This is a genomic window from Bifidobacterium moraviense (assembly GCF_012932365.1).
GTDB lineage: Bacteria > Actinomycetota > Actinomycetes > Actinomycetales > Bifidobacteriaceae > Bifidobacterium > Bifidobacterium moraviense.
Window position 1 is genome coordinate 29,646 of the sequence record NZ_JAAIIH010000013.1, and the last position, 21,982, is coordinate 51,627.

The following is a 21,982-nucleotide window of genomic DNA, read 5'->3' on the forward strand; positions in this document are numbered from 1 at the left end:
GGTTTCCGCGACGGCCCGGTCCATGGGACGGAGGTCTCTTCGCCCCGTGGGCCGGGCCGTCCGCGCATGGGACGCCGAACGGCGCAAGAAAAGCGAACGACTGAGCCAGAAACGTCAATGCGCAGCTGATATATCAATGCCGTCGGCGGGTATATTGGCAACCATCCATGAAGTACACCGATGTACGGGGAGCTGATCGAGAATGACGGAACACGCGAAGCGCATGCGGACCGGCGACGCCGAGCTGGTCGCGCCGGACGGCGGGCCCGTGGCGTACGACGCGGCCCGCGGCTGGGGTCTCGTCACGCCGCAGGTGCGCGCCGACGGCGCGGTGCCGCCCGACGCCGAGCTCAACGGCGGCTTCGGGCCGTTCGGCTGGTACCGGCCGGGCATGGCGTTCCGCGCCGGGCAGACCTCCGGATTCGTGCCGTCCGTGGTGCGCGTGGACGTGCCGGCGCACGGCAGCTACCGGGTCCGTCTCGTCATCGACGGCCACGGGCCGGACGCCCGTCACGGCGACGTGTCCGACACGGGTCTGGACGGGCGCGACGTGCTGGTCTTCGCCGGCGACAGGCAGCTGGCGTACCGCGGCGAACTGCCCGCGGACGGCTCGCCGCTGGAGGTGGAGGCCGTCGTCAACGTCTCCGACTTCGTGCCTCGCGGTCATCAGGCGCCGCAGGCCGTAGGCTTCGTCGCGCTGGCGGTGGTCGGCGCCCACGCGCGTCCGGTGCGCGTCCATGTGGAGCCCATGGACGACGGCTCCGGGCCCGCGTGCGGCGCCGACGGCACGCGCCGCACGCCGGTCGTGTGGATCGCCGGCGACTCCACCGTCACCGACGAGGGCGCCCAGTACCCGTACGCCCCCTCCGACCCGTACTGCGGCTGGGGCGCGATGCTCCCCGCCTGGCTGGACCTCGGCGTGGCCGTCTCCAACCACGCCCGCTCCGGCCTGACCACGCTCACCTTCCGCTCCGGGCGCCACTACGAGCCCGTGCGCGCGGACTGGCGCCCCGGCGACTATCTGGTCATCCAGTTCGGGCACAACGACCAGAAGCGCCCGGAGCTCGACGCGCGCGGCGGCTACCGGCGCGAGCTCGCCCGCTACGTGGCCGAGGCGCGCGCGGCCGGCGTCCGCCCGATCCTCGTCACATCCCTCGCCCGCAACACGTGGAACCCGGACGGCACCTACCACGACCTGCTCCGCGACTGGGCGCAGGCCGTGATCGAGCTCGGCCGCGACGAGCACGTGCCGGTGGTCGACCTGCATGCCCTGAGCATGGCGCTGGTCACCGGCCTCGGCGACGAGGGGGCGCGCCCGATGTACCACGCCGGCGACCGCACCCACATGCACGACGTGGGCGCGTACCGCATCGCCGGCATGGTGGCCGGCGAGCTGCGGCGCGTGCTGGGCTCGTGGGACGCCGGCGCCGATTCCGCCGAGGCGCGCGACTACCGCGCGCTCGCCGGGCACGTGACCCGCGGCTTCGGCGACTGGCCGCTGCCCCCGCGCGCCCACGACGTGGACCGCCCCCAGCTCGTGGTGGACCAGTACCTCGACCCGCTGTACCTCAAGTACACGGCCGAACCGTACGTCGCCGGCGACATCTCGCCGTTCCGCAAGGTCCGCCTGCTCACGCCGATCCCCGGCGCCGCGTCCGCCGATGCCGCCGCTCCTGCCCGCCGCCCCCTCGACGTGCTGCTCTACGTCGGCGAGGCGATCGACCCCGAGCCGGTCGTCGCCGCGCGCCCCGCGCTCGCCGACGCGCTGGCCGCAGGTCACGTCGTGGCCCTCGTCGCCTACCGCACCGAGGAGATCACGCAGGATCCGGCGCTGCCCATCGTGCCCGTGGCCGCGATGGGGTACCTCGCCGCGAACGCCGACCGCTTCGGCATCGACCCGCGCCCCGCGTCCATCACGCTGGCGGGGCCGCTGCCCTGAGTCCCCGTCCGTCGCCCCGCCTTGTTCCTCCCGTCTCGCTTCCGCCCGCCGCATCTTCCGAACGCCCGCTCACCCCACCGATCCCCGAAAGGACCCCCATGGACTACGTCATCACCGACTTCGGCGCCGTGCCCGACGGCGTCACCAACAACCGCGAGGCCATCCAGACCGCCGTGGACAGGGCGCACGAGGCCGGCGGCGGCCGCGTCGTGGTGCCCACCGGGCGCTTCCTGTCCGGCGCGATCGTGCTCAGGAGCCACGTCACGCTGCATCTGGAGACCGGCGCGTGGCTCATCAGCAGCCTCAGGTCGGAGGACGGCATCGACTTCGCCGCCGAATTCGACGACGACACCGAGAACGCCGGCTGGGAGGGCGGCTGCTTCCTGTTCGCCCGCCACGCCGAGGACATCGTCATCGAAGGCCACGGCACCATCTACGGCCAGGGCGACAAGGTGTTCTGGGACGACGACTCGGACAACGGCTTCCACGAGTGCCCGCTCGCCGTCAGGGGCGAGCTGTGGGGGCGCCCGCGCACCACGTACTTCGAGGACGTCACCGACCTCACGGTGCGCGACGTCACCTTCCGCGACGCCGCGTTCTGGACGCTGCACATGGCCGGCTGCAACCGCGTGCGCGTGGAGGGCGTGCGCATCCTCAACGACCAGCGCGCCCCCAACAACGACGGCATCGACCCGGACACCTGCAAGGACGTGGTCATCTCCAACTGCATCGTGGTCACCGGCGACGACGCGATCGTGGTCAAGAACACGCCGCCCATGGCCAAGCGCTACGGCGCCTGCGAGAACGTGGTCATCTCCAACTGCGTGCTCGCCTCGCGCGACTCCGCGCTCAAGGTGGGCACGGAGACCGGCTCGGCGATCCGCAACGTGATCCTGTCCGACTGCGTGTTCCGCGACTGCTCGCGCGGCGTGGGCATCTGGGTGCGCGACGGCGCGACCGTGGAGGACATCCACGTGCACCACGTCTCCGGCGCCACGAGGCAGTACGCCGACTCCTACCGCGACGGGCGGCGCGGCGGCTGGTGGGGCAAGGGCGAGCCGATCTTCGTCTCCGCCACGCCGCGCGCGCGTCCCACCGTGCCACGTCCGGGCGTGATCCGCAACGTCACGTTCGACCACATCGCCATGACGTGTGAGTCGTGCGTGTTCATCGCGGGGGAGGAGGACGCGGTGATCGAGAACGTGCGCGTCTCCGATCTCGACCTGACGATGCGCGCGCAGGGCACGCAGCCGGCGAGGTGGTTCGACGAGCAGCCGAGCGCCCGCGGCCTGTACGAGCACGAGATCCCGGCGGTCTACGTGCGACACGCCGACGACGTGCGGATCGAGGGCACGCTCAGGCGCGAGGGCGCGTACGCCGACACGCCGATCGTGCTCGCCGAATCGGCGCGCAGGGTGCATGTGAACCTGGCCGAACGGTGATCCCGGCGAGGGGCGCCCGATGCGAGGGGTGCCCCAAAACGGCGGAATTTCACCGCGTGTCGCGGAATTTGCATTATTCCGGATTCCATGGCATGATGGTCAAGTTGCCGCGCACGGCCTTGGTCAAGTGCGGCAATGGCGGATTTCCCAAGCGGTCAAAGGGAGCTGACTGTAAATCAGCCGCTTCGTGCTTCAGTGGTTCGAATCCACTATCCGCCACGCCCCGATAGCTCAGTGGTAGAGCACTTCCTTGGTAAGGAAGAGGTCGTGAGTCCGATTCTCACTCGGGGCTCTCCATGGCGGGGTAGCTCAGCTGGCTAGAGCGTGCGACTCATAATCGCAAGGTCAAGAGTTCGAGTCTCTTCCTCGCTACAAAGGCCGACGGCAGTCGGTGAACACACGAAGACAGAGGTGACAAGACATGGCAAGCAAGAGCGCCGACATTCGCCCGGGCATCACGCTCGCATGCACTGAGTGCAAGGAGCGCAACTACATTACGACCAAGAACCGTCGTAACACCCCGGATCGTCTCGAGCTCAAGAAGTTCTGCCCGCGCTGCGGCAAGCAGACCGTGCACCGCGAGACCCGCTGAGTCTCCGTCTGTTCCAAGACTTTCGAAACCCGACCCTCACCGGTCGGGTTTTCTTGTATCCGCGCCCGGCGTCGGTGCCGGCGCCCGGGCGCCCGCTGTGAGGCATCTCACGCGCCCGGCTCTGGCCGGACTTCCCGCGCGGGCACTAGGGTGGTGACCATGACTTCGTTCGCAGACATCACCACCATCGGCGTGGGCGGCCGCATCGCCCGGTTCATCGAGCCCACCTCCCGCGTGGGCGTGATCGAGACGGTGGAGGACGCCGACGAGCGCGGCCTGCCGCTGTACGTGATCGGCGGCGGCTCCAACACGCTCGCCTCGGACGACGACTTCATGGGCTTCGTGGTGCGCGACGCGCGCCGCCTGATCACCGTGCCGGACGAGGCCGCGCCCGTGGAGGGCGCCGACCGCACCGTGCACGTCAACGCCGAGGCCGGCGCCAACTGGGACGATCTGGTGGAGTTCTGCGTGCGCATCGGACTCGAGGGCGTGGAGGGTCTCTCCGGCATCCCCGGCACCGTGGGCGCCAGCGTGGTGCAGAACATCGGCGCGTACGGCCAGGAGGTGGGCGACGTGGTCGAATCCGTGGAGGTGTGGGACCGCGCGGAGAAGAAGACCCGCGACCTTGCGCACGACGAACTCGGCTTCGGCTACCGCACGTCCGCGCTCAAGGCCAGCATGTACGCCGCGCCGGCGGTGCCCGCCGACCGGTTCTTCCCCACGCCGCGCTACGTGGTGCTCTCCGTCACGTTCGCGCTGCGCCACAGCGCCACCGGCACGGTGGGCTACGGCCAGCTCGCCAAGGCGCTCGGCGTGGAGGTGGGCGACCGTCTGGAGACCCGCGCGATCCGCGACGCCGTGCTGCGCGTGCGCGCGTCCAAGGGCATGCTCGAGGACCCCAACCGCTACCTCGCCGCGGACATGGCCGGCACCAAGCGCGAGGCCAACGTGGCCGCCGACCTGGCCGCCCTGCGCGAAGCGAACGGGAACGACGAGAAGGACTTCGACCGCCACAGCTGCGGCAGCTTCTTCATGAATCCGGTGCTGCCCGCCGATTCGCCCGCGCTCGCGACGCTGCCCGCCGACGCCCCGCGCTTCGCCGCGACGCTGCCGGACGGCACGCCCGGCATCAAGACCTCCGCCGCCTGGCTCATCGACCACGCCGGATTCCCCAAGGGGTTCGCCGCGGACGGGCGCACCGCCGCGGACGCCCCCGCGTCGCTGTCCACGCGCCACACGCTGGCGCTCACCAACCGCGGACGCGCCACCGCCGCGGACGTGGCCGCGCTGGCCCGCACCATCCGGGACGGCGTGCAGGAGCGCTTCGGCATCCGCCTCGTGCCCGAGCCGGTCGTCATCGGCATGGATCTGGCGTAGTCGCGCGGCACCCGTGACGGCGCAGCTGCAACGCGTGGCAATGGGTTGCGCCGTCGCGCCATGACCGCCCTAGTCTGGAGACACCAGACGAAAGGAACACACCAGTCATGGAAAAGCTCAATGCCAATGTCGCCATCGAGCGGGGACTCACCACCGCCGATGCGGCCAACCGCCCGATCAAGCTCGTCCAGTTCGGCGAAGGCAACTTCCTGCGCGCCTTCGTGGATTGGATCGTGCAGCAGCTGAACAACAACGGCCTGTTCAACGGCAACGTCGCCATCGTGCAGCCGCTGCCCACCGGCCGCGTCGCCGAGCTCGAGCAGCAGGACCGTCTGTACACGGTCATCCTCGAGGGCCTCAAGGACGGCAAGGAGGTCCAGTCGCGCGAGGTCATCGACTCCGTGGGTCTCACCGTGGACCCGTACGCCGACTTCGACGCCTACCTGGCGCTCGCCGACGACCCGAACGTGCAGATCATCGTGTCCAACACCACCGAGGCCGGTATCGCGCTGTCCGACGAGGACGCCGCCGACGCCCGCCCCGCCAAGAGCTACCCGGGCAAGCTCGCCCAGCTGCTCAAGCGCCGCTTCGACAACGGCCTGCCCGGCTTCCTCATCGTGCCGTGCGAGCTCATCGCGGACAACGGCGTGGCGCTGAAGCAGTGCCTGAAGGAGACCTCCGAGAAGTTCGGCTACGGCGAGGACTTCGTGGCGTGGCTGGAGAACGAGAACACGTTCGTCTCCACGCTCGTGGACCGCATCGTCCCCGGCTTCCCGCGCGACAACGCGGACGCCCTGTGGGACGAGCTGGGCTACCGCGACGACAACATGGTCAAGGCCGAGCCGTTCCTGCTGTGGGCCGTGGCCGGCTCCAAGGAGGCGCAGGCCAAGGTCAACGAGCTGCTGCCCGCCCGCAAGCTGGGCATCGACCTGGTCACGGCCGACGCCGTGCAGCCGTACCGCGAGCGCAAGGTCTACCTGCTCAACGGCCCGCACACCACCATGGCGCAGGTGGCGCGTCTGGCCGGCTTCGCCACGGTGGGCGAGGTGATGAACGACCCGACCATGCGCTCGTTCATCGTCAGGGAGATGCACGAGGACATCATCCCGGTGCTCACGCTGCCCGAGGACGAGCTCAACGCCTTCGCCGACGCGGTGTGCGAGCGTTACGCCAACCCGTTCGTCAGGCATGCGCTGGATTCGATCGGTCTGAACTCCGTCTCCAAGTTCGCCGCGCGCCTGATGCCGGTGGTCCACGCCAACGTGGACGCGGGCAAGGGCCTGCCGCCGCGCATCACGCTCGCGCTGGCCGCGCTGCTGGCCACGTACGGCGGCCTGACCGACGTGGAGGTGCGCATCAACGACTCCGACGACGTGGTGGCCGCGATCAGGAACGCCGCGCAGGACCGCGCCTCGTTCGTGACGACCGTGCTGTCCGACGCGTCCCTGTGGGGCGAGGACCTGACGGCGGTCGAGGGGCTGGCCGAGGCCGTGGAGGCCGACGTGAAGGCGATCGAGGACGGCGGCATCAAGCCGCTCATCGAGGCGCTCGCCTGAGAGGGCCCGGCATCTAAAAATTTCCTTCCCGCATTGCCGAGGATCGGCGGGGTCGGTGTCACGTCCGCAGCGGCGTGGCGGCGGCCCCGCCTTTTTGTCCCCATATGCTCCCAACATGTGGGATGGCTCGCCATAATTCGGCGTCGTGTGCGACACGCGCGAAAATCCCGTGCAAACGCTGGCAACGCGTTCGATGTAAAAGTTTCGCCGGTGTGATGATATTCTTAACTCAAGCGAAACGATCGGCGTCGATCGGGCCGCGAGATTCGGCAAGGCAAGGCAGCCTGCCGGCAGGGAAAGGAAACATCATGCATACGTTCAAGAAGGCGCTCGCCATCGTGGCGGCCGGCGCGGCCTGTCTGTCCATGGCGGCGTGCGGCGGATCCTCCAACGACTCCAAGTCCGGCGAGGGCAACCTCACCGTGTTCTGGTGGGGCAACCAGCAGCGCAACGAGCGCACCGCCCAGATCAATGACATGTTCATGAAGGAGAACCCGGACATCAAGGTCACCGGCCAGTTCGCCGAGTTCGCCGACTACTGGCAGAAGCTCTCCACCAACGCCGCCGGCAAGACCATGCCGGACATCATCCAGATGGACGTCAGCTACATCTCCCAGTACATCGACAACGGCCAGCTGCTCGACCTCAAGCCGTACATCGACAACGGCTCCCTGGACGTCTCCGACGTCGACCCGAACATCCTCAAGGCCGGCGAGTCCGACGGCAAGATCTACGCGCTGACCGCCGCCACCAACGTGCCGGTCATCATCTACGACAAGACCCTGCTCGACGAGGCCGGCATCACCATGCCCGAGCAGCCCACCGTGGACGAGTTCGAGGCCGTGGCCAAGCAGGTCTACGAGAAGACCGGCTACAAGACCAACTTCCGCTACTACGAGGGCTACCAGCTGCCCGAGTACATGCTGCGCGCCGAGGGCAAGACCCTGATGGAGAAGGGCAAGCTCGGCGTGGACTCCGCGTCCGACCTGCAGCCGTACTTCGAGGTGTACGAGAAGGGCATCAAGGAGGGCTGGCACATGAGCCCCGAGACCTTCTCCGAGGTGAAGATCGGCTCCGTGGAGCAGGATCCGCTGGTCTACGGCACCGCGCCCGAGCGCATGAGCTGGTGCACCTTCCGCTACTCCTCGCAGTTCGCCGCCTACACCAAGCTCGCCCAGAACGGCCACGAGCTCGCCATGGCCACCTGGCCCAGCACGGACGTGAAGAAGTCCAACTACATCCGCACCTCGATGTACTGGGCCATCTCCGCCACCTCCAAGAACAAGGACCAGGCCGTCAAGTGGCTCAACTGGTACACCAACAACGTGGACGCCGCCAAGGTGATGCTCACCGACCGCGGCCTGCCGATCAGCACCAAGGTGCTCGACGCCATCAAGTCCGACCTGCCCGACGCCGACCAGAAGGCCCTCGACTTCCAGCAGAACGTCGTCACCCCGAACAGCTCCCCGGCCAACCCGCCCGTCCCGGTGGGCGCCTCCGAGCTCAACACCAAGATCTATCCGACCCAGACCGAGGACCTCTGCTACGGCAAGATCGATGCCGCGACCGCCGCGCAGAACGTCTTCGACCAGGGCAACGCGGCCCTCGCCAAGGCGGCCAAGTAGCCCGACCCGCGGGGCGCTCCGCATGGCGACGTGACCCGATGCGCGGAATCCACTGCCCGCGCGTCGGCGCTCGCCGCCCAAGACATGCGCCGCGCCCCGCATCCCCATAACCAGAAACCGTGCGCCGGCGGTTCCCCTTCCCGCCGGCGCCACCCCTTTCTTCATCTCCTCTCTCCTTCCTTCCTCAGGTCGCCCCGGACGTATGCCGCGCCCGGGGCGACCTGTTTTCGTATGCCGGCACCTGGTCGCCCGGCATGACGGCGCGGCGCGGTGGCACGGCGGGGCAGCGACGAGGTGGCGGCGAGGCAGCGATGCGACGAGGCGGAGGGGCGGCGCGGTGGCGAGGTGCCGCGCCGGTCCGCCGGGCGGGGCCGTGCGGGTTTCGGCCGGCCCTTTGTGTCTTCTTCCCGTTCTCTTCCGTCTCGTTGCGCGCCGGTCGGCCGGGTATCTGCATAGTCGGGGTGATTTTCCGAGGTCTGCTGGCAGATATCTGCGGAGTCAGGGTGCCTCGGAGACCGATACCCCGGATATCGGCGGAACGGGGTCGTTGCAATGACGCCATTTCTCGGGTGTCGTCACCGTCCGTTTCCCCGTCGAGGCACCCTGACTCCGCAGATACCTGCCGACGGAAGGCGAAAAGTACCCCTGACTATGCAGATACCCTCGTCGGCGCATGGCCCGGACGTGCGATTGTGTGGAAAACGTGAACTCGGGCATAGTTAATTCAATGAGTGAACGAAGTATGCTATGGTGGGAACCGTTCGGAATCGGGGAAACGGTCCGGGCCGGCGGTGCGGAGCCGCACGGCGCGGAACTCAGGCTGCGAACCCGCATTCCGGCGCATAACCAACCACATCATCAGCGCGGCCGCTATCGCCGTGTGCGTCACGGTTGGACGCATGCGTCTCGACTCGGTCGAAGAAGCACCTGGGGTGCCGGCAAGGATGTCGGCATGCTGCAGGGCGGATCGCGCGAACATCACAGTCCAATGCAACGCAAGGGAAGTCGTCGCGTCGCCTCGTCGCGGCACGGCGGCCGCCGCGACGTCGAAGCCGACGGCGCGGACGAAGTGAAGGGAAAGACACACGATGTTGAAGCAGCATCTGCGCAAGGCCATGGCGGTCGCGGCGGCCGCGGCGGCGGTATTCGGCATGGGGGCCTGCGGCGGCGGATCCGCCTCCGGCGACGCCAACCATCTGGTGATCACCTGGTGGGGCAACCAGCAGCGCAACGACCGCACCAACAAGATCAACGAGATGTTCGAACAGCAGAACGAGGGCGTGACCGTGGACGGCCAGTTCTCGGAGATGAGCGACTACTTCCAGAAGCTCTCCACCTCCGCCGCCGGCGGCCACCTGCCCGACGTGATGCAGACCGGTCTGGGCTACCTCGACCAGTATGAGCAGAACGGCCTGCTGCTCGACCTCAAGCCGTACATCGACGACGGCACGATCGACGTGAGCGACGTGGACCCGAACATCATCGAGTCGGTCACACGCGACGACGGCGCCGTGTACGCCATCACCAACGCCATGGCCGCCCCGGCGCTCATCTACAACAAGACGCTGCTCGACTCCGCCGGCATCACCGTGCCCGAGCGCCCCACCGTGGCTCAGTTCCTCGACATCTGCCGTCAGGTGTACGCCAAGACCGGCGTGAAGACCAACTTCCGCTACTACGAGTACGGCGAGCTGCTCGAGTACTTCGTCAAGAAGGACGGCACCAAGCTCTACGACGTGAAGAACAACAAGCTCGGCGTCGACTCGCCCGAGCAGCTCGAGCAGTACTTCGACGTGTACGAGACCGGCATCAAGGAAGGCTGGCACGTGGCCCCCGAGGTGTTCACCGACATCAAGGCCGGCTCCGTGGAGCAGGATCCGCTGGTCTACGGCTCCGATCCGTCCCGCCGCTCGTGGTGCACGTTCAAGTACACCTCCCAGTTCGGCGCCTACCAGACGCAGGCCAACAACAACGGCGACACGCTGGGGCTCGCCACCTGGCCGTCGGACAACGTGAAGAACTCCAACTACGTGTACCCAAGCCAGTTCTGGACCGTGGCCAAGACGTCCAAGAACCCCAAGCTGGCCGCGCAGTGGATCAACTTCTACACCAACAACGTGGAGGCCAACAAGGTCCTGCTGACCGACCGCGGCATCCCGATCAGCTCCAAGGTGGCCACCGCCATCGAGTCCGACCTGTCCGACTCGGACAAGGAGGCCGTGGACTTCATCAACAACGTGGTCAAGCCGGAGAGCTCGCCGAACTCGCTGCAGACCCCGGCCGCCGCCACCGACGTGAACACCAAGGTGCTCCTGCCCATCGAGGAGAGCCTGCTGTACGGCAAGATCGACGCGAAGACCGCCGCGCAGCAGTACTTCGACCAGGCGAACGAGTACCTCGCCAAGGGCGCGAAGTGACGCGCCGCACGACGTGCGCGAGCCGCGACGCGCCGTCGGAGCGGTGATCCCGAGGCCCGGTTCCCTCCCGCGCGGGAACCGGGCCTCGCCCGCATCCGCGTGCCATCGGGACGGCAGGCATCGGCACGGAGAGACCACGCAGGCAGACCGCGCAGAGAGACCACGCATACAGACCGCACAGGGGGCAACCGGCATCATGTCCGCACAGACACCCGACGATCCCGTCATCGTCAATCCGATCCTCCGGGGCTTCAACCCGGATCCGAACATCGTCTTCGACGGCGAGCGCTACCTCATCGCCGTGTCCACCTTCGAATGGATGCCCGCCGTGCGCATCTACTCGTCCACGGACCTCGTGCGCTGGCGCTACGAGACGTCCGCGCTGGGCGCGCCCGGGTCGCTGGACCTGTCCGGCAACGGCGACAACTGCTCGGTGTGGGCGCCGTCGATGACCTACCGCAACGGCGTGTACCACCTCATCTACACCGACGTCAAGGCGTTCCGCGGCCCCTTCGCCGACCAGAACAACTACGTCGTCACCGCGCGGGACATCCACGGGCCGTGGAGCGAACCGGCGTACGTGAACGGCTCCGGATTCGATCCCTCGCTGTTCTTCGACGACGACGGCCGCCTCTACGTGGTCAACGCGCTGTGGGACTGGCGCGTGGAGACCAAGAACAAGTCCGACGGCATCGCGCTGACCGAGCTCGACCCGTCGACCTTTGCGCCCGTGGGCGAGCCGGTCAGGATCTACGCCGGCACCGAGGCGCGCATGACCGAGGCGCCGCAGCTCTACAAGCGCGACGGCTGGTACTACCTCATGACCGCCGAGGGCGGCACCGGGCTCGGGCATCAGGTGACGGTGGCGCGGTCGCGCGCGGTGACCGGCCCGTACGAGACCGACCCCGCCACGCCGCTGCTCACCTCCAGCCGCAACCCGGAGCTGGACCTGCAGTGCTCCGGGCATGCCTCGCTGGTGGAGACTCCCGACGGCGAGTGGTATCTGGCGCACCTGTCCACGCGCCCGCTGTCCGGCAACCACCCGATCCTGGGGCGCGAGACCGCGCTGCAGCGCGTGGAATGGACCGACGACGGCTGGCTGCGGCTCGCGGGCGGGGGATATCTGCCCAGGGACGTGGTGCCCGCGCCCAGAGCCGCGCGGACGTCGGGCGCGGCGCCGGCCGCCGAATCCCGCGCCTTCCGCGACCCGCTCACGCAGGGCCCGCTCGACTTCGCCCGCTGGAACACGCTGCGCGCGCTGCCCGACCGTTCCTGGCTCACCTTCTCCGAGCGGGGCATGACGATCCGCGGCGGCATGTCGCCCCGGTCGGACTTCGACCAGCACGTGGTGGGCACCCGTCAGACCGACTTCGCCGTCCGCGCCGGGGTGACCATGGACTACGCGCCCACCAACCTGTTCCAGATGGCCGGGCTCATGCTCTACCTCAACACCGGCCGCTACCTGTTCATGGCGGTGATGCGGGACGGCGGGCGCACCGTGGCGCGCCTGATCGGCTGCGAGGCCGGTGACCGCACGCCGCTGCTGTGGGATCCGGTGCCGGTGGAGGGGAGCACGTTCCGCCTCGGCGTGGACGTGGACCACGACCGTGCGACCTTCACCATCCGTGAGCGCGTCGGCGGCGGGGGAAGTGCCGGCGGCGACGCGGCCTGCGGCGCGCACGAGCCGTTCGGCGCCCCGCGCGTCGTGGCCTCCGACGTGGACGTCTCGTTCCTCTCGGTCGGCTTCACCGGCAACTTCATCGCCGTGGACTGCGTGGACATGAACCGCCGCAACGCCTCGGCCGCCACATTCCGTGACTTCGTCTACGATCCGGACGAGATGTCCGTCTGCGGCAGAAAGGGCACGCTATGAGCAACGGCAGCAACGTCGGCAACGGCGGCATCGACCTTGACGGCCACCGCACGTCGGTCACGTTCCACACCGCGAACGACCTGGAGGAGCGCCTGTTCCACGAGGCCGAGCGCAAGTGCCTCGCCAACGTGCGCGACTTCGCCGGGCGGGACGTGCTGGTGGAGGGCGCCGGCTACGAGAAGGTGTGGCTGGAGACGCAGCCGATGGGCGGCGAGATGTATGCCAGGCGCAACGTGGAGGTGGGGTTGAACAACCAGCTCATCTTCATGGACTGCCAGCGCGACGACGGCCGCCTGCCCGGGGCGATCGAACGGCTGGCGGACGGGTCGATCGAGCCGCAGTACCGCCAGTTCCAGGGCTTCTGCTTCGCCGAGCCGGCGCTCAACATGTACTATCTCACCGGCCGCAGCGACGACTACCTGCACCGCCTGTACGACGTGCTGCGGCGCTTCGACGCCTACATGTGGGCCACGCGCGATTCGGACGGCGACGGATGCCTGGAGGCGTGGTGCCAGTACGACACCGGCGAGGACCACGCGATGCGCTTCCGCGACGCCCCACTCAACTGGCCGGCCGCCGAGCCGCCGGAGGGCTACGCGGCGGTGCCCATCGCCTCCATGGACTTCATGGGCTACTCCTACGCCTCGCGCGCCGTGCTGAGCCGCATCTGCCGCATTGCCGGGCATCTCGAGGAGTCCGTGGAGTGGCAGCGGCGCGCGGACGAGGTGCTCGCCCGGATGCGCGACTATCTGTGGGACGACGCGCGCGGCGCCTACTTCGACCGCGACCGCGAGCACCGTGTGATGCCCGAGCTCATCCACAACACGCTGCGCACGATGTACTGGGGCGCCATCGCGCCCGACATGGCCGAACGGTTCGTGGACGAGCATCTCACCAACCCGGAGGAGTTCTGGACGCCGATGCCGCTGCCCAGCGTGGCCGCGAACGACCCGTTGTTCCGCAACGTGCCCACCAACAACTGGAGCGGGCAGGCCGAGGCGCTCACCTACCAGCGGGCCATCGCCGCGCTGGAACGCTACGGCTACCAGCGACTGATCCCCCTGCTGGGGGAGCGGCTCATGCGCGCGATCGGGCCGGAATGCGTGTTCGTGCAGCAGTACGATCCGTTCACCGCCCGGCCATCCATCTGCGAGGGGCAGGGCGGCAGCGACGCCTACGGTCCCGCGATGCTCTCCGTGCTGGAATACTGCGCGTGCATGCACGGCGTGCGCATCCAGGGCGAGCGCGTGCTCTGGGGATCGTACGGGGATGCGGCCTGCGAATACGAGCAGACGTGGGGCGAGCGCCGGTTCGCGCTGCGCAGCGACGGCACGTACGCGGAGGGGCTGGCGGACGGACGGCGCGTGTTCCGCGTGCCCGTGGGCACCCGCGTCGTCACCGACTACGAGGGGACGGTGATCCGCGCCGACTCCCTGCTGTGACCGCGCGGGGTCGGTTGTCGCGGCGCCGTCACGCCGCCGCTCGCCCGTGCGGCGTGTCCGTATGCGGCGCGGCGGCCCGTGGCACGGCGCGTGCGGGTCCCGGCTGGCCGTCCTGCCCGTTCGTACGCGAGTTGATCGTGGGGTATCTGCATAGTCGGGGTGATTTTCCGAGGTCTGCTGGCAGATATCTGCGGAGTCAGGGTGCCTTGGGACCCGATATCCCGGGTATCCGGGCAACGGGCTCGTTGCAATGACGCCGTTTTGTCGGCGCCGATGCGGACCGTTTCCCGCGCCAGACACCCTGACTCTGCAGATACCTGTCTGCAGACCGCCGAAAGTACCCCTGACTCTGCAGATACCTCGTCCGTTACCTCGTCCGTGCGGCGACCGAACGGGTCGCAATGCCTCATCGGGTGATGAATGACCGGTCCGCCGGGTCTTCGCATGGGCGGAGCTGGGGGCCTTCACCGAATCTCCATGCAAACGCTGGCAACGCACCACGAAACCTACTTAGTTAATACTCTAAACTAACTAAGTAGGTTCGGAACGGCGCTCCGGGGACGGAAGACCGGGGCGAGGCAAACCGTCCGGACCGGCGAACGCGGCGACGCAGCCGCGACGGGAGACGCCCACGGCGGGCGTCCCGTGGAATCGCATACAGGGAAAGGTGTTACCGATGAAGGCAATGCAGAAGGCCCTCGCCCTCGTGGCGGCGGGCGCCACCGTGATGTCGATGGCGGCGTGCGGCGGGTCGAACGACTCGTCCGCCGCGAGCAACAAGCTCACCATCTCCTGGTGGGGCAACCAGCAGCGCAACGACCGCACCAAGCAGGTGAACGACATGTTCTCCGCCGCCAACGACGGCGTGAGCGTGGACGGCCAGTTCTCCGAGTTCTCCGACTACTGGCAGAAGCTCTCCACCAACGCGGCCGGCAAGTCGCTGCCGGACGTGATGCAGATGGACATGGGCTACATCCAGCAGTACGTGGACAACGGCCTGCTCTACGACCTGTCCGACTTCGTGAAGAACGGCACGATCGACCTGTCCGATGTGGACCCGAACGTGGCCGCCGCCGGCCAGTTCGACGGCAAGACCTACGCCGTCGTCAACGCCACCAACGCCCCGGCGCTCATCTACGACAAGACGCTGCTCGACGGCGCCGGCATCACCGTGCCGGACACCATGACCGTGGACGACTTCATCTCCATCTCCAAGCAGGTCTACGAGAAGACCGGCGTCAAGACCAACATCCGCTACTACGAGGCCTCCGAGTACATGGAATACCTGCTGCGCGCCGACGGCAAGACGCTGCTCGAGAAGGGCAAGCTCGGCGTGGACTCCGCCTCCGACCTCGAACCGTACTTCCAGATGTACGAGCAGGGCATCAAGGAAGGCTGGCACCTGGCCCCGGAGGTGTTCGCCGACCTCAAGATCAGCTCCGTGGAGCAGGATCCGCTGGTCTACGGCACCGCGGCCGACCGCATGAGCTGGTGCACGTTCAAGTACTCCTCGCAGTTCGGCGCCTACCAGAAGGCCGCCACCAACGGCCACGAGCTCGCCATGGCCGCCTGGCCGTCCGACGACGTGAAGAAGTCCAACTACGTCAAGCCCAGCCAGTACTGGGTGATCTCCAAGACCAGCAAGAACCCCGAGCTGGCCGCCAAGTGGATCAACTTCTACACCAACGACGTGGACGCCAACAAGATCCTCCTGACCGACCGCGGCCTGCCGATCAGCACCAAGGTGCTCTCCGCCATCAAGTCCGACCTGTCCGACGCGGACCTCGCCGGCCTCGACTTCATGGAGAACGTGGTCACCCCGAACTCCAGCACCATCAACCCGCCGAGCCCCGCCGGCTCCTCTGAGATCAACTCCAAGGTGCTGCCGCAGATCGAGGAGTCGCTCTGCTACGGCAAGATCGACGCCGCCGCGGCCGCCCAGCAGTTCTTCGACGAGGCGAACGACGCGCTCGCCAAGGCCAAGTGACGCCGGGGCCGGCGGCGAATGACGGCACCCGGCCGGCGGATCGGCCGGTGAGCCGACCGGCGGCGCTGGAACGGCGCGTCGTCTGACGGCCCGGGGAAGATGTGCGGATGGATCAGGCCCATCCGCACATCTTCGCGTATCCGCCCCATAACCACCGCCGCGATGCGGACGGCGGATAACGTACAGCGGACGGCGGTCCGCACGAACATCGTCAGGGAGGACGAACATGGCAGGCATTCCCCGCGCCACCGGCTGCAGGGTCACGAAGGAGGCGCTCGCCAACGCGGCGCGCGTCGAGGACATGGTCTCGATCGAGGCGTTCGGCGCCGAGCCGGGCGGCGACCCGCAGACCAACACGCTCGCGGTCAACCGCGCCATCGCGCGGACGGCGGCGGACGGCGGCGGCACCGTGCGCGTGCCGGCGGGCCGCTTCGCCGTCTACACGGTGATGCTGGCCAGCGGCGTCAACCTGTACCTCGACGAGGGTGCCGTGCTGGCCGCCGCGCGCCACGAGGGCCACGACCACGCCGCGCTGTACGACGTGACCGGCCCGGTGGCGGGCGCGATGGGCGGCGGCAACTACGCCGAGCCGGAGGTCAACCGCTACGTGGGCCTGCAGGACCACGCGCATACCTACCTGCGCAACAGCTTCGTGCTCGGCGTGGGGCTGCGCGACGTGATGGTCTACGGCCCGGGCCGCTTCGACGGCAGCTGGACGGATCCCGTCACCGGCATGCGCCAGGAGGTGCTCACCTACGCCGACCCGGAGGAGCCCGAGCGCCGCGACCGGCCGGGGCATCGCAACGGCTGGTGGGGCGACAAGGGCATCGCGCTGGTGGACTGCGAGCACGTGGTGCTGCAGGGCTTCGAGATGCTGCTGTGCGGCCACTTCGCGATCATCGCCACCGGCTGCCGCGACCTGCTGGTGGACGGCGTGACCGTGGACTCGCAGCGCGACGGCATCGACGTGGACGGCTGCGAGGACGTGACCGTGCGCGGCTCGCTCTTCAACACGCTGCACGACGACGCGCTCGTCATCAAGGCGTCCTACGGCGCGCAGCGGTTCGCGCACACCCGCAACGTGCTGGTGGAGGACTGCACGGTGTCCGGCTACGACGCGGGGTCGGTGCTCGCCGGCGCGCCCGCCACGGACCGTCAGGTGGCGGAGGGCGGCTGCGGGCCGATGGGCCGCGTGAAGCTCGGCACCGAGTCCACCTGCGGCTACAGCCTGGTGACCGTCCGCAACGTGCGCTTCGAGCGCTGCATGGGCCTCGCCATAGAGGCGGTGGACGGCTCCGACGTGTACGACGTCGTGGCTGAGCATCTGACGATGGACGGCGTGACCACCGCGCCGATCTACATCCGCTGTGGCGACCGCGGCCGCTATCCGGTCACCGGCGTGCACGGGCTCGACGGCGGCCAGTGGGTGCGCCCGCAGCATGACGTGCGCCTCGATGCCGCCCAGTGGGTGCTGCCCGACGGCGAGGGCTACGAGCGGCATCCGGCCAGACGATATGCGCCGGCCTACCGTCGCCGCGCGGTGAGCGTGGACGGCTTCGCGTCCTTCCCCGTGGTGGACGGCCCCGACCCGGTGCACGTCAACCCCGCCAACGTGCACGTGGACGCGGACGGCGCCGCGCATCCGATGGTCTACGACGATGCGGAAGGCCGCTACGTGCCGGACATGGCCGTGACGCTGGATGCGCGCGGGGTGGCCGCGCGCGGCAACGCGTTCGGCTGCGAGCGGATCGCCCGCTGCCGCAACATCGAGATCAGCGACGTGCGGGCGCGCGACGTGGATCCGCGCTATCCGATCATCATCGCCGGCCTCGTGGATGCCAGGGCGCAGAACGTCACGCTGCGCGACATCGACGTTGAGTACCGCGGCGGCCTGACCATGCGCGACGCCGTGGAGCAGCGCATGGTGCGCACGCCGTGGACGTACCGTGAGTCCGACATGGTGCCCGACGAGCAGCTCGTCTCTTGGCTCGTCAACCCCGGCCATGCGCACAACGAGACGCTGCTGCCGCGCGTGAGCTGGGATCCGGACGCGGCGGACGGCGCGGGCGCGTGGCGCGACGACCCGTGCAACGTGCCCGAGGGTGTGAGCAACTATCCGGATCCGGACGAGTTCGGCATCCTGCCCGCGTGGGGCCTGTATGCGCGCCACGTGGAGGGACTGGACGTGCAGGGGCTCTCCGTGCGCGCGCTGACGCCGGAGGGGCGCTATGCCATGGTGCTCGACGACGTGTCCGGCGGCGTGCTGCGTGACGTCGCCGCGGCCGGCGGCAGGCTCGACGGTGAGGGCTCCGTGCCCGACGTGGCCGTGGTGCGCCATCATCGCAAGCGTCCCACCGGCTACGAGTATCTGCCGGACGAGCCGTACCGCGTGACCGACGTGACCGACGTGACGCTGCCGCGCGGCGCCGTGGTGGAGTGCGTGGACGTGACCGCGCCCGAGCCGGGCACGCCCGCCGATTCGCTGTACGCGCTGCCCACGGTGGCCACGCGGGAGAACGGGTTCGCCTACTCCGCGCTGCGCTCGCCGTCCGAGGGCGGCGATCTGCCCGCCACGGTGTACATGCCGTATCTGACGGCCGTGCCCGCCGCGCTGCGCCGCCTGACCGTGGGCGTGCGCGCCGCGCTGCACCTGTCCGGACGCGACCCGATCGATCCGCGCGGACTCGAGCCGCCGACCGTCGAGATGCCGAATCCGCCCGAGGGCGCCTCGTTCGACGGCTCCGAGTTCGTCTGGACGCCGGCCCCGGAGCAGGAGGGCGCGCACGACGTGGAGGTGCTGCTGCGTGCGCACGGGCGTACGGCGCGCGGCGTGCTGCGCCTGACGGTGGCGTGACGGTGACGTGACGTCGGGACGCGGGTGACGTGGCAACGTTGCGATGATCGGCCGGATTGGCGTCCTCTCGGGGGTCCTTCGATGGTCGTTCGTCGCAACGTTGCGACGGCGTGACGTGTCGTGCCGCAGCGCGCCGCGATGTCCGTGACGATCATCCGTGATCGTTACATCGTTGTTGTGAACATTCGGCCGGATGCGGTGGCGCATCCGGCCGATTTCGTCAACGAAACGCAGTTTCTCTGCAAAATAAGCTAATAATTATCCACAACTACTTAGTTCATGCGTGTAACATAACAGTCGTCGGTCGATGTGGAAGACGGAGTCGCGGAAGCGGAATGTCCCCTCCCGTCCGCATCGCGGCCGACGCCACGACCGGGCCGCAAGGAAGCGTCCCGGACCGCCGCGAGGAAGCGGCGGATGCACACATGGAACAAGGAGAGAACCATGCACGGGCATATCCAGATCAGGAAGGCCATCGCCATCGCGGCCGCAGCGGCCGCCGTCGTAGCAGTGGGAGCGTGCGGATCGAGCTCCGGCTCCGGGCAGGACGCGGGCAAGCTCACCGTCGCGTGGTGGGGCAACCAGCAGCGCAACGAACGCCAGCAGAAGGTGGACGACATGTTCGCCCAGCAGAACGGCATCACCATCGACGGCCAGTACTCGCAGTTCGCCGACTACTGGCAGAAGCTCGCCACCAACGCCGCCGGCCGCCAGATGCCGGACGTCATCGCCATGGACTTCGCCTACCTCAACCAGTACATCGAGAACGGCCTGCTCGAGCCGCTGGACGACTACGTCTCCTCCGGCAAGCTGAACCTGAAGGACGTGGACGACAACACCGTCTCCGCCGGCCGCGGCGACGACGGCAAGCTGTACGCGCTGCCCAGCGGCGTGAACGCCCCCGCGGTGATCTACAACAAGACCCTGCTCGACTCGCTCGGCATCACGATCCCGGACAACTGGACGCTCGACGACTTCCAGAACATCGCCCGCGAGGTGTACGCCAAGACCGGCGTGAGGACCGCGTACGGCTACCTCGACAACACGTACAACCTCGAGTACAACCTGCGCGCGCACGACGTCGAGCTCTTCAAGGACGGCAAGCTCGGCACCGAGGACACCACCTACTACGCCGAGTACTTCAAGGTCTTCGAGAACGGCTACAAGGAAGGCTGGCATCTGCCCGCCGAGCTGTACACCGAGATCACGCTCAACGCCATCGAGCAGGATCCGCTGGTCTCCTTCACCTCCACCGACCGCCAGTCGTGGTGCTCGCTGATGTTCTCCAGCCAGGTCACCTCGTTCGCCAGCGTCAACGACTCCAACGAGCTCGCCCTCGCGCCGTGGCCCAGCGCCAACGTCACCAAGTCCAACTACGTGCACCCGAGCATGTACTGGGCCGTCACCAAGTCGTCCAAGAACAAGGACATGGCCGTCAAGTTCGTGGACTTCTACACCAACAACACCGACGCGGCGGACATCATGCTCACCGACCGCGGCATCCCGGTGTCCAGCGCGATCATCGACCACATCTCGCCCAAGCTCACCAAGTACGAGAAGGTGGCCGCCGACTTCCAGAAGGCGACCGTGGCGAACTCCTCGCCGATCAACCCGCCCGCGCCGGCCAAGGCCGCCGAGATCAACTCCCGCGTGATCAAGGAGGTCGAGGAGCAGATCATGTACGGCAAGATGGACGCCCAGCAGGCCGCCGCCGACTTCGTCAGGCAGTCCGCCGAGGTCCTGGGCTGAGTCCTGGGCTGTCCGATCCCGCGAGGGGATGGTCGCCGCGTGATCGCATGATAGTCGCCGTTCGGGTCCGCGCATACTCAGGCGGCCGGGCCCGGACGGCGATCGCATGTCCGGGGCGGACGCGCGCCGTCCGTGTGCCGTCCGTGGCCATCGCGCGCCGGTTCCCGGCAGTCTCCGGCCCGGTCCGCCATCGCCGCGATCGATCATCCCCGATCCCACAGGAGTTCCCGACGAGATGAACATCGTCATCGGCCTGGCCCCCGCCGTGTTCTGGGGCATCCTGCCGCTGTTCCTGCGCAAGGTGGGCGGCGGCTCGTTCCGCAGCCAGCTCGTGGGCACCGCCCTCGGCATCCTCATCGTGGCCGCCGCCATCCACGTGGCCAGCGGCTACAGCGCGCCCGCCGCCGTGTGGGTGCCGTTCCTGCTGTCCGGCTTCTGCTGGAGCTTCGGGCAGGCCGGGCAGTACCACTGCTACGAGCGGCTCGGCGTGAGCGTCACCATGCCCGCGTCCACTGCGCTGCAAGTGATCGGCAACAGCCTCATCGGCGGCCTGTTCTTCCACGAATGGGACGGCATGCACGACATCGCGCTGAGCCTCGGAGCCGTGGTGCTCATCGTCATCGGCGTGTTCGCGGCCAACGGCCGGGGCGCGTCCGGAGGCGGTTCGGCGGTGGGCGCGGCGCGTGCGCGCGACTGGGCGGTCCTCGTGCTGTCCACCGCCGGATACTGGCTGTACTCCGCGTTTCCGCTCACCGTGACCGTCGACTCCAAGCTCGAGGGCTTCCTGCCGCAGGCGCTCGGCATGCTCGCCTCCGCGGTGCTCATCGGGCTCACCCATGCGCGCGACATCGTGGACGGCGCGAGCATGCGCAACATCGGCGGCGGGCTCATCTTCTCAGTCGCCGCCGCCACCTACCTCATGTCGATGACGCTCAACGGCATGGTGAACGCCTTCGTGCTTTCCCAGCTCAACGTCGTCGTCTCCACGCTCACCGGCGCGATCGTGCTCAGGGAGACCCCGCGCGAGAAGATCCCCGGCATCGCGATCGGGCTGGCGATCCTCATGGCGGGCGCCACGCTCATGGTGCTCTAGCGCCCGGCGCCCCGTTCGCGGCGCTCCGCAAGATTC

At 68.4% G+C, this 21,982-nt stretch carries 13 protein-coding genes and 3 tRNA genes; all 16 read left to right on the forward strand.

Annotated elements, in window-relative coordinates; translation table 11 throughout:
* The first annotated feature begins 202 nt into the window (after positions 1-202).
* Positions 203-1,939: a rhamnogalacturonan acetylesterase gene (locus G1C96_RS07820; protein ID WP_169276034.1), complete on the forward strand. Its 1,737-nt coding sequence runs from the start codon at positions 203-205 to the stop codon at positions 1,937-1,939.
* 98 nt (positions 1,940-2,037) lie between these two features.
* Positions 2,038-3,381 (forward strand): glycoside hydrolase family 28 protein, encoded by a 1,344-nt coding sequence (locus tag G1C96_RS07825; RefSeq protein WP_169276035.1) that lies wholly within the window; start codon positions 2,038-2,040, stop codon positions 3,379-3,381.
* A gap of 137 nt (positions 3,382-3,518) precedes the next feature.
* Positions 3,519-3,600 (forward strand) — tRNA-Tyr (locus G1C96_RS07830).
* A 1-nt stretch (position 3,601) separates the two neighbouring features.
* Positions 3,602-3,673, forward strand: a tRNA-Thr gene (locus tag G1C96_RS07835).
* Positions 3,674-3,679: 6 nt separating this feature from the next.
* Positions 3,680-3,753: transfer RNA gene (locus G1C96_RS07840), tRNA-Met, on the forward strand.
* 49 nt (positions 3,754-3,802) lie between these two features.
* Positions 3,803-3,973, forward strand: coding sequence for a 50S ribosomal protein L33 (gene rpmG / locus G1C96_RS07845; RefSeq protein ID WP_003814458.1), 171 nt, complete (start codon positions 3,803-3,805; stop codon positions 3,971-3,973).
* A 159-nt stretch (positions 3,974-4,132) separates the two neighbouring features.
* A complete protein-coding gene (locus G1C96_RS07850) occupies positions 4,133-5,350 on the forward strand; it encodes an FAD-binding protein (protein WP_169276036.1) in 1,218 nt (405 codons plus the stop codon).
* A gap of 107 nt (positions 5,351-5,457) precedes the next feature.
* Positions 5,458-6,906: a tagaturonate reductase gene (locus G1C96_RS07855; RefSeq protein ID WP_169276037.1), complete on the forward strand. Its 1,449-nt coding sequence runs from the start codon at positions 5,458-5,460 to the stop codon at positions 6,904-6,906.
* Positions 6,907-7,214: 308 nt separating this feature from the next.
* Positions 7,215-8,531, forward strand: coding sequence for an ABC transporter substrate-binding protein (locus G1C96_RS07860; protein ID WP_169276038.1), 1,317 nt, complete (start codon positions 7,215-7,217; stop codon positions 8,529-8,531).
* A 1,088-nt stretch (positions 8,532-9,619) separates the two neighbouring features.
* Positions 9,620-10,948, forward strand: coding sequence for an ABC transporter substrate-binding protein (locus tag G1C96_RS07865; protein ID WP_169276039.1), 1,329 nt, complete (start codon positions 9,620-9,622; stop codon positions 10,946-10,948).
* A gap of 196 nt (positions 10,949-11,144) precedes the next feature.
* The gene (locus G1C96_RS07870) at positions 11,145-12,821 is read left to right on the forward strand and encodes a family 43 glycosylhydrolase (RefSeq protein ID WP_169276040.1); all 1,677 of its coding nucleotides are present in this window, start codon (positions 11,145-11,147) and stop codon (positions 12,819-12,821) included.
* A complete protein-coding gene (locus G1C96_RS07875) occupies positions 12,818-14,263 on the forward strand; it encodes an MGH1-like glycoside hydrolase domain-containing protein (protein ID WP_169276041.1) in 1,446 nt (481 codons plus the stop codon). The genes G1C96_RS07870 and G1C96_RS07875 overlap by 4 nt, the downstream gene beginning before the upstream one ends.
* A 676-nt stretch (positions 14,264-14,939) precedes the next feature.
* Complete coding sequence (locus tag G1C96_RS07880) at positions 14,940-16,250, forward strand: ABC transporter substrate-binding protein (protein WP_169276042.1); 1,311 nt, start codon at positions 14,940-14,942, stop codon at positions 16,248-16,250.
* Between the two features lie 226 nt (positions 16,251-16,476).
* Positions 16,477-19,104, forward strand: coding sequence for a glycoside hydrolase family 28 protein (locus G1C96_RS07885; protein WP_169276043.1), 2,628 nt, complete (start codon positions 16,477-16,479; stop codon positions 19,102-19,104).
* 444 nt (positions 19,105-19,548) lie between these two features.
* Positions 19,549-20,853, forward strand: a complete 1,305-nt coding sequence (locus tag G1C96_RS07890) for an ABC transporter substrate-binding protein (protein WP_169276044.1) — start codon at positions 19,549-19,551, stop codon at positions 20,851-20,853.
* 235 nt (positions 20,854-21,088) lie between these two features.
* Positions 21,089-21,946: a GRP family sugar transporter gene (locus G1C96_RS07895; RefSeq protein WP_169276045.1), complete on the forward strand. Its 858-nt coding sequence runs from the start codon at positions 21,089-21,091 to the stop codon at positions 21,944-21,946.
* The last annotated feature ends 36 nt before the right edge of the window (positions 21,947-21,982 follow it).

Bases quoted from the DNA above. Each gene is read 5' to 3' on its own strand.
- G1C96_RS07820 (WP_169276034.1), top strand. From the start codon at position 203: ATGACGGAACACGCGAAGCGCATGCGGACCGGCGACGCCGAGCTGGTC.
- G1C96_RS07825 (WP_169276035.1), top strand. From the start codon at position 2,038: ATGGACTACGTCATCACCGACTTCGGCGCCGTGCCCGACGGCGTCACC.
- rpmG (WP_003814458.1), top strand. From the start codon at position 3,803: ATGGCAAGCAAGAGCGCCGACATTCGCCCGGGCATCACGCTCGCATGC.
- G1C96_RS07850 (WP_169276036.1), top strand. From the start codon at position 4,133: ATGACTTCGTTCGCAGACATCACCACCATCGGCGTGGGCGGCCGCATC.
- G1C96_RS07855 (WP_169276037.1), top strand. From the start codon at position 5,458: ATGGAAAAGCTCAATGCCAATGTCGCCATCGAGCGGGGACTCACCACC.
- G1C96_RS07860 (WP_169276038.1), top strand. From the start codon at position 7,215: ATGCATACGTTCAAGAAGGCGCTCGCCATCGTGGCGGCCGGCGCGGCC.
- G1C96_RS07865 (WP_169276039.1), top strand. From the start codon at position 9,620: ATGTTGAAGCAGCATCTGCGCAAGGCCATGGCGGTCGCGGCGGCCGCG.
- G1C96_RS07870 (WP_169276040.1), top strand. From the start codon at position 11,145: ATGTCCGCACAGACACCCGACGATCCCGTCATCGTCAATCCGATCCTC.
- G1C96_RS07875 (WP_169276041.1), top strand. From the start codon at position 12,818: ATGAGCAACGGCAGCAACGTCGGCAACGGCGGCATCGACCTTGACGGC.
- G1C96_RS07880 (WP_169276042.1), top strand. From the start codon at position 14,940: ATGAAGGCAATGCAGAAGGCCCTCGCCCTCGTGGCGGCGGGCGCCACC.
- G1C96_RS07885 (WP_169276043.1), top strand. From the start codon at position 16,477: ATGGCAGGCATTCCCCGCGCCACCGGCTGCAGGGTCACGAAGGAGGCG.
- G1C96_RS07890 (WP_169276044.1), top strand. From the start codon at position 19,549: ATGCACGGGCATATCCAGATCAGGAAGGCCATCGCCATCGCGGCCGCA.
- G1C96_RS07895 (WP_169276045.1), top strand. From the start codon at position 21,089: ATGAACATCGTCATCGGCCTGGCCCCCGCCGTGTTCTGGGGCATCCTG.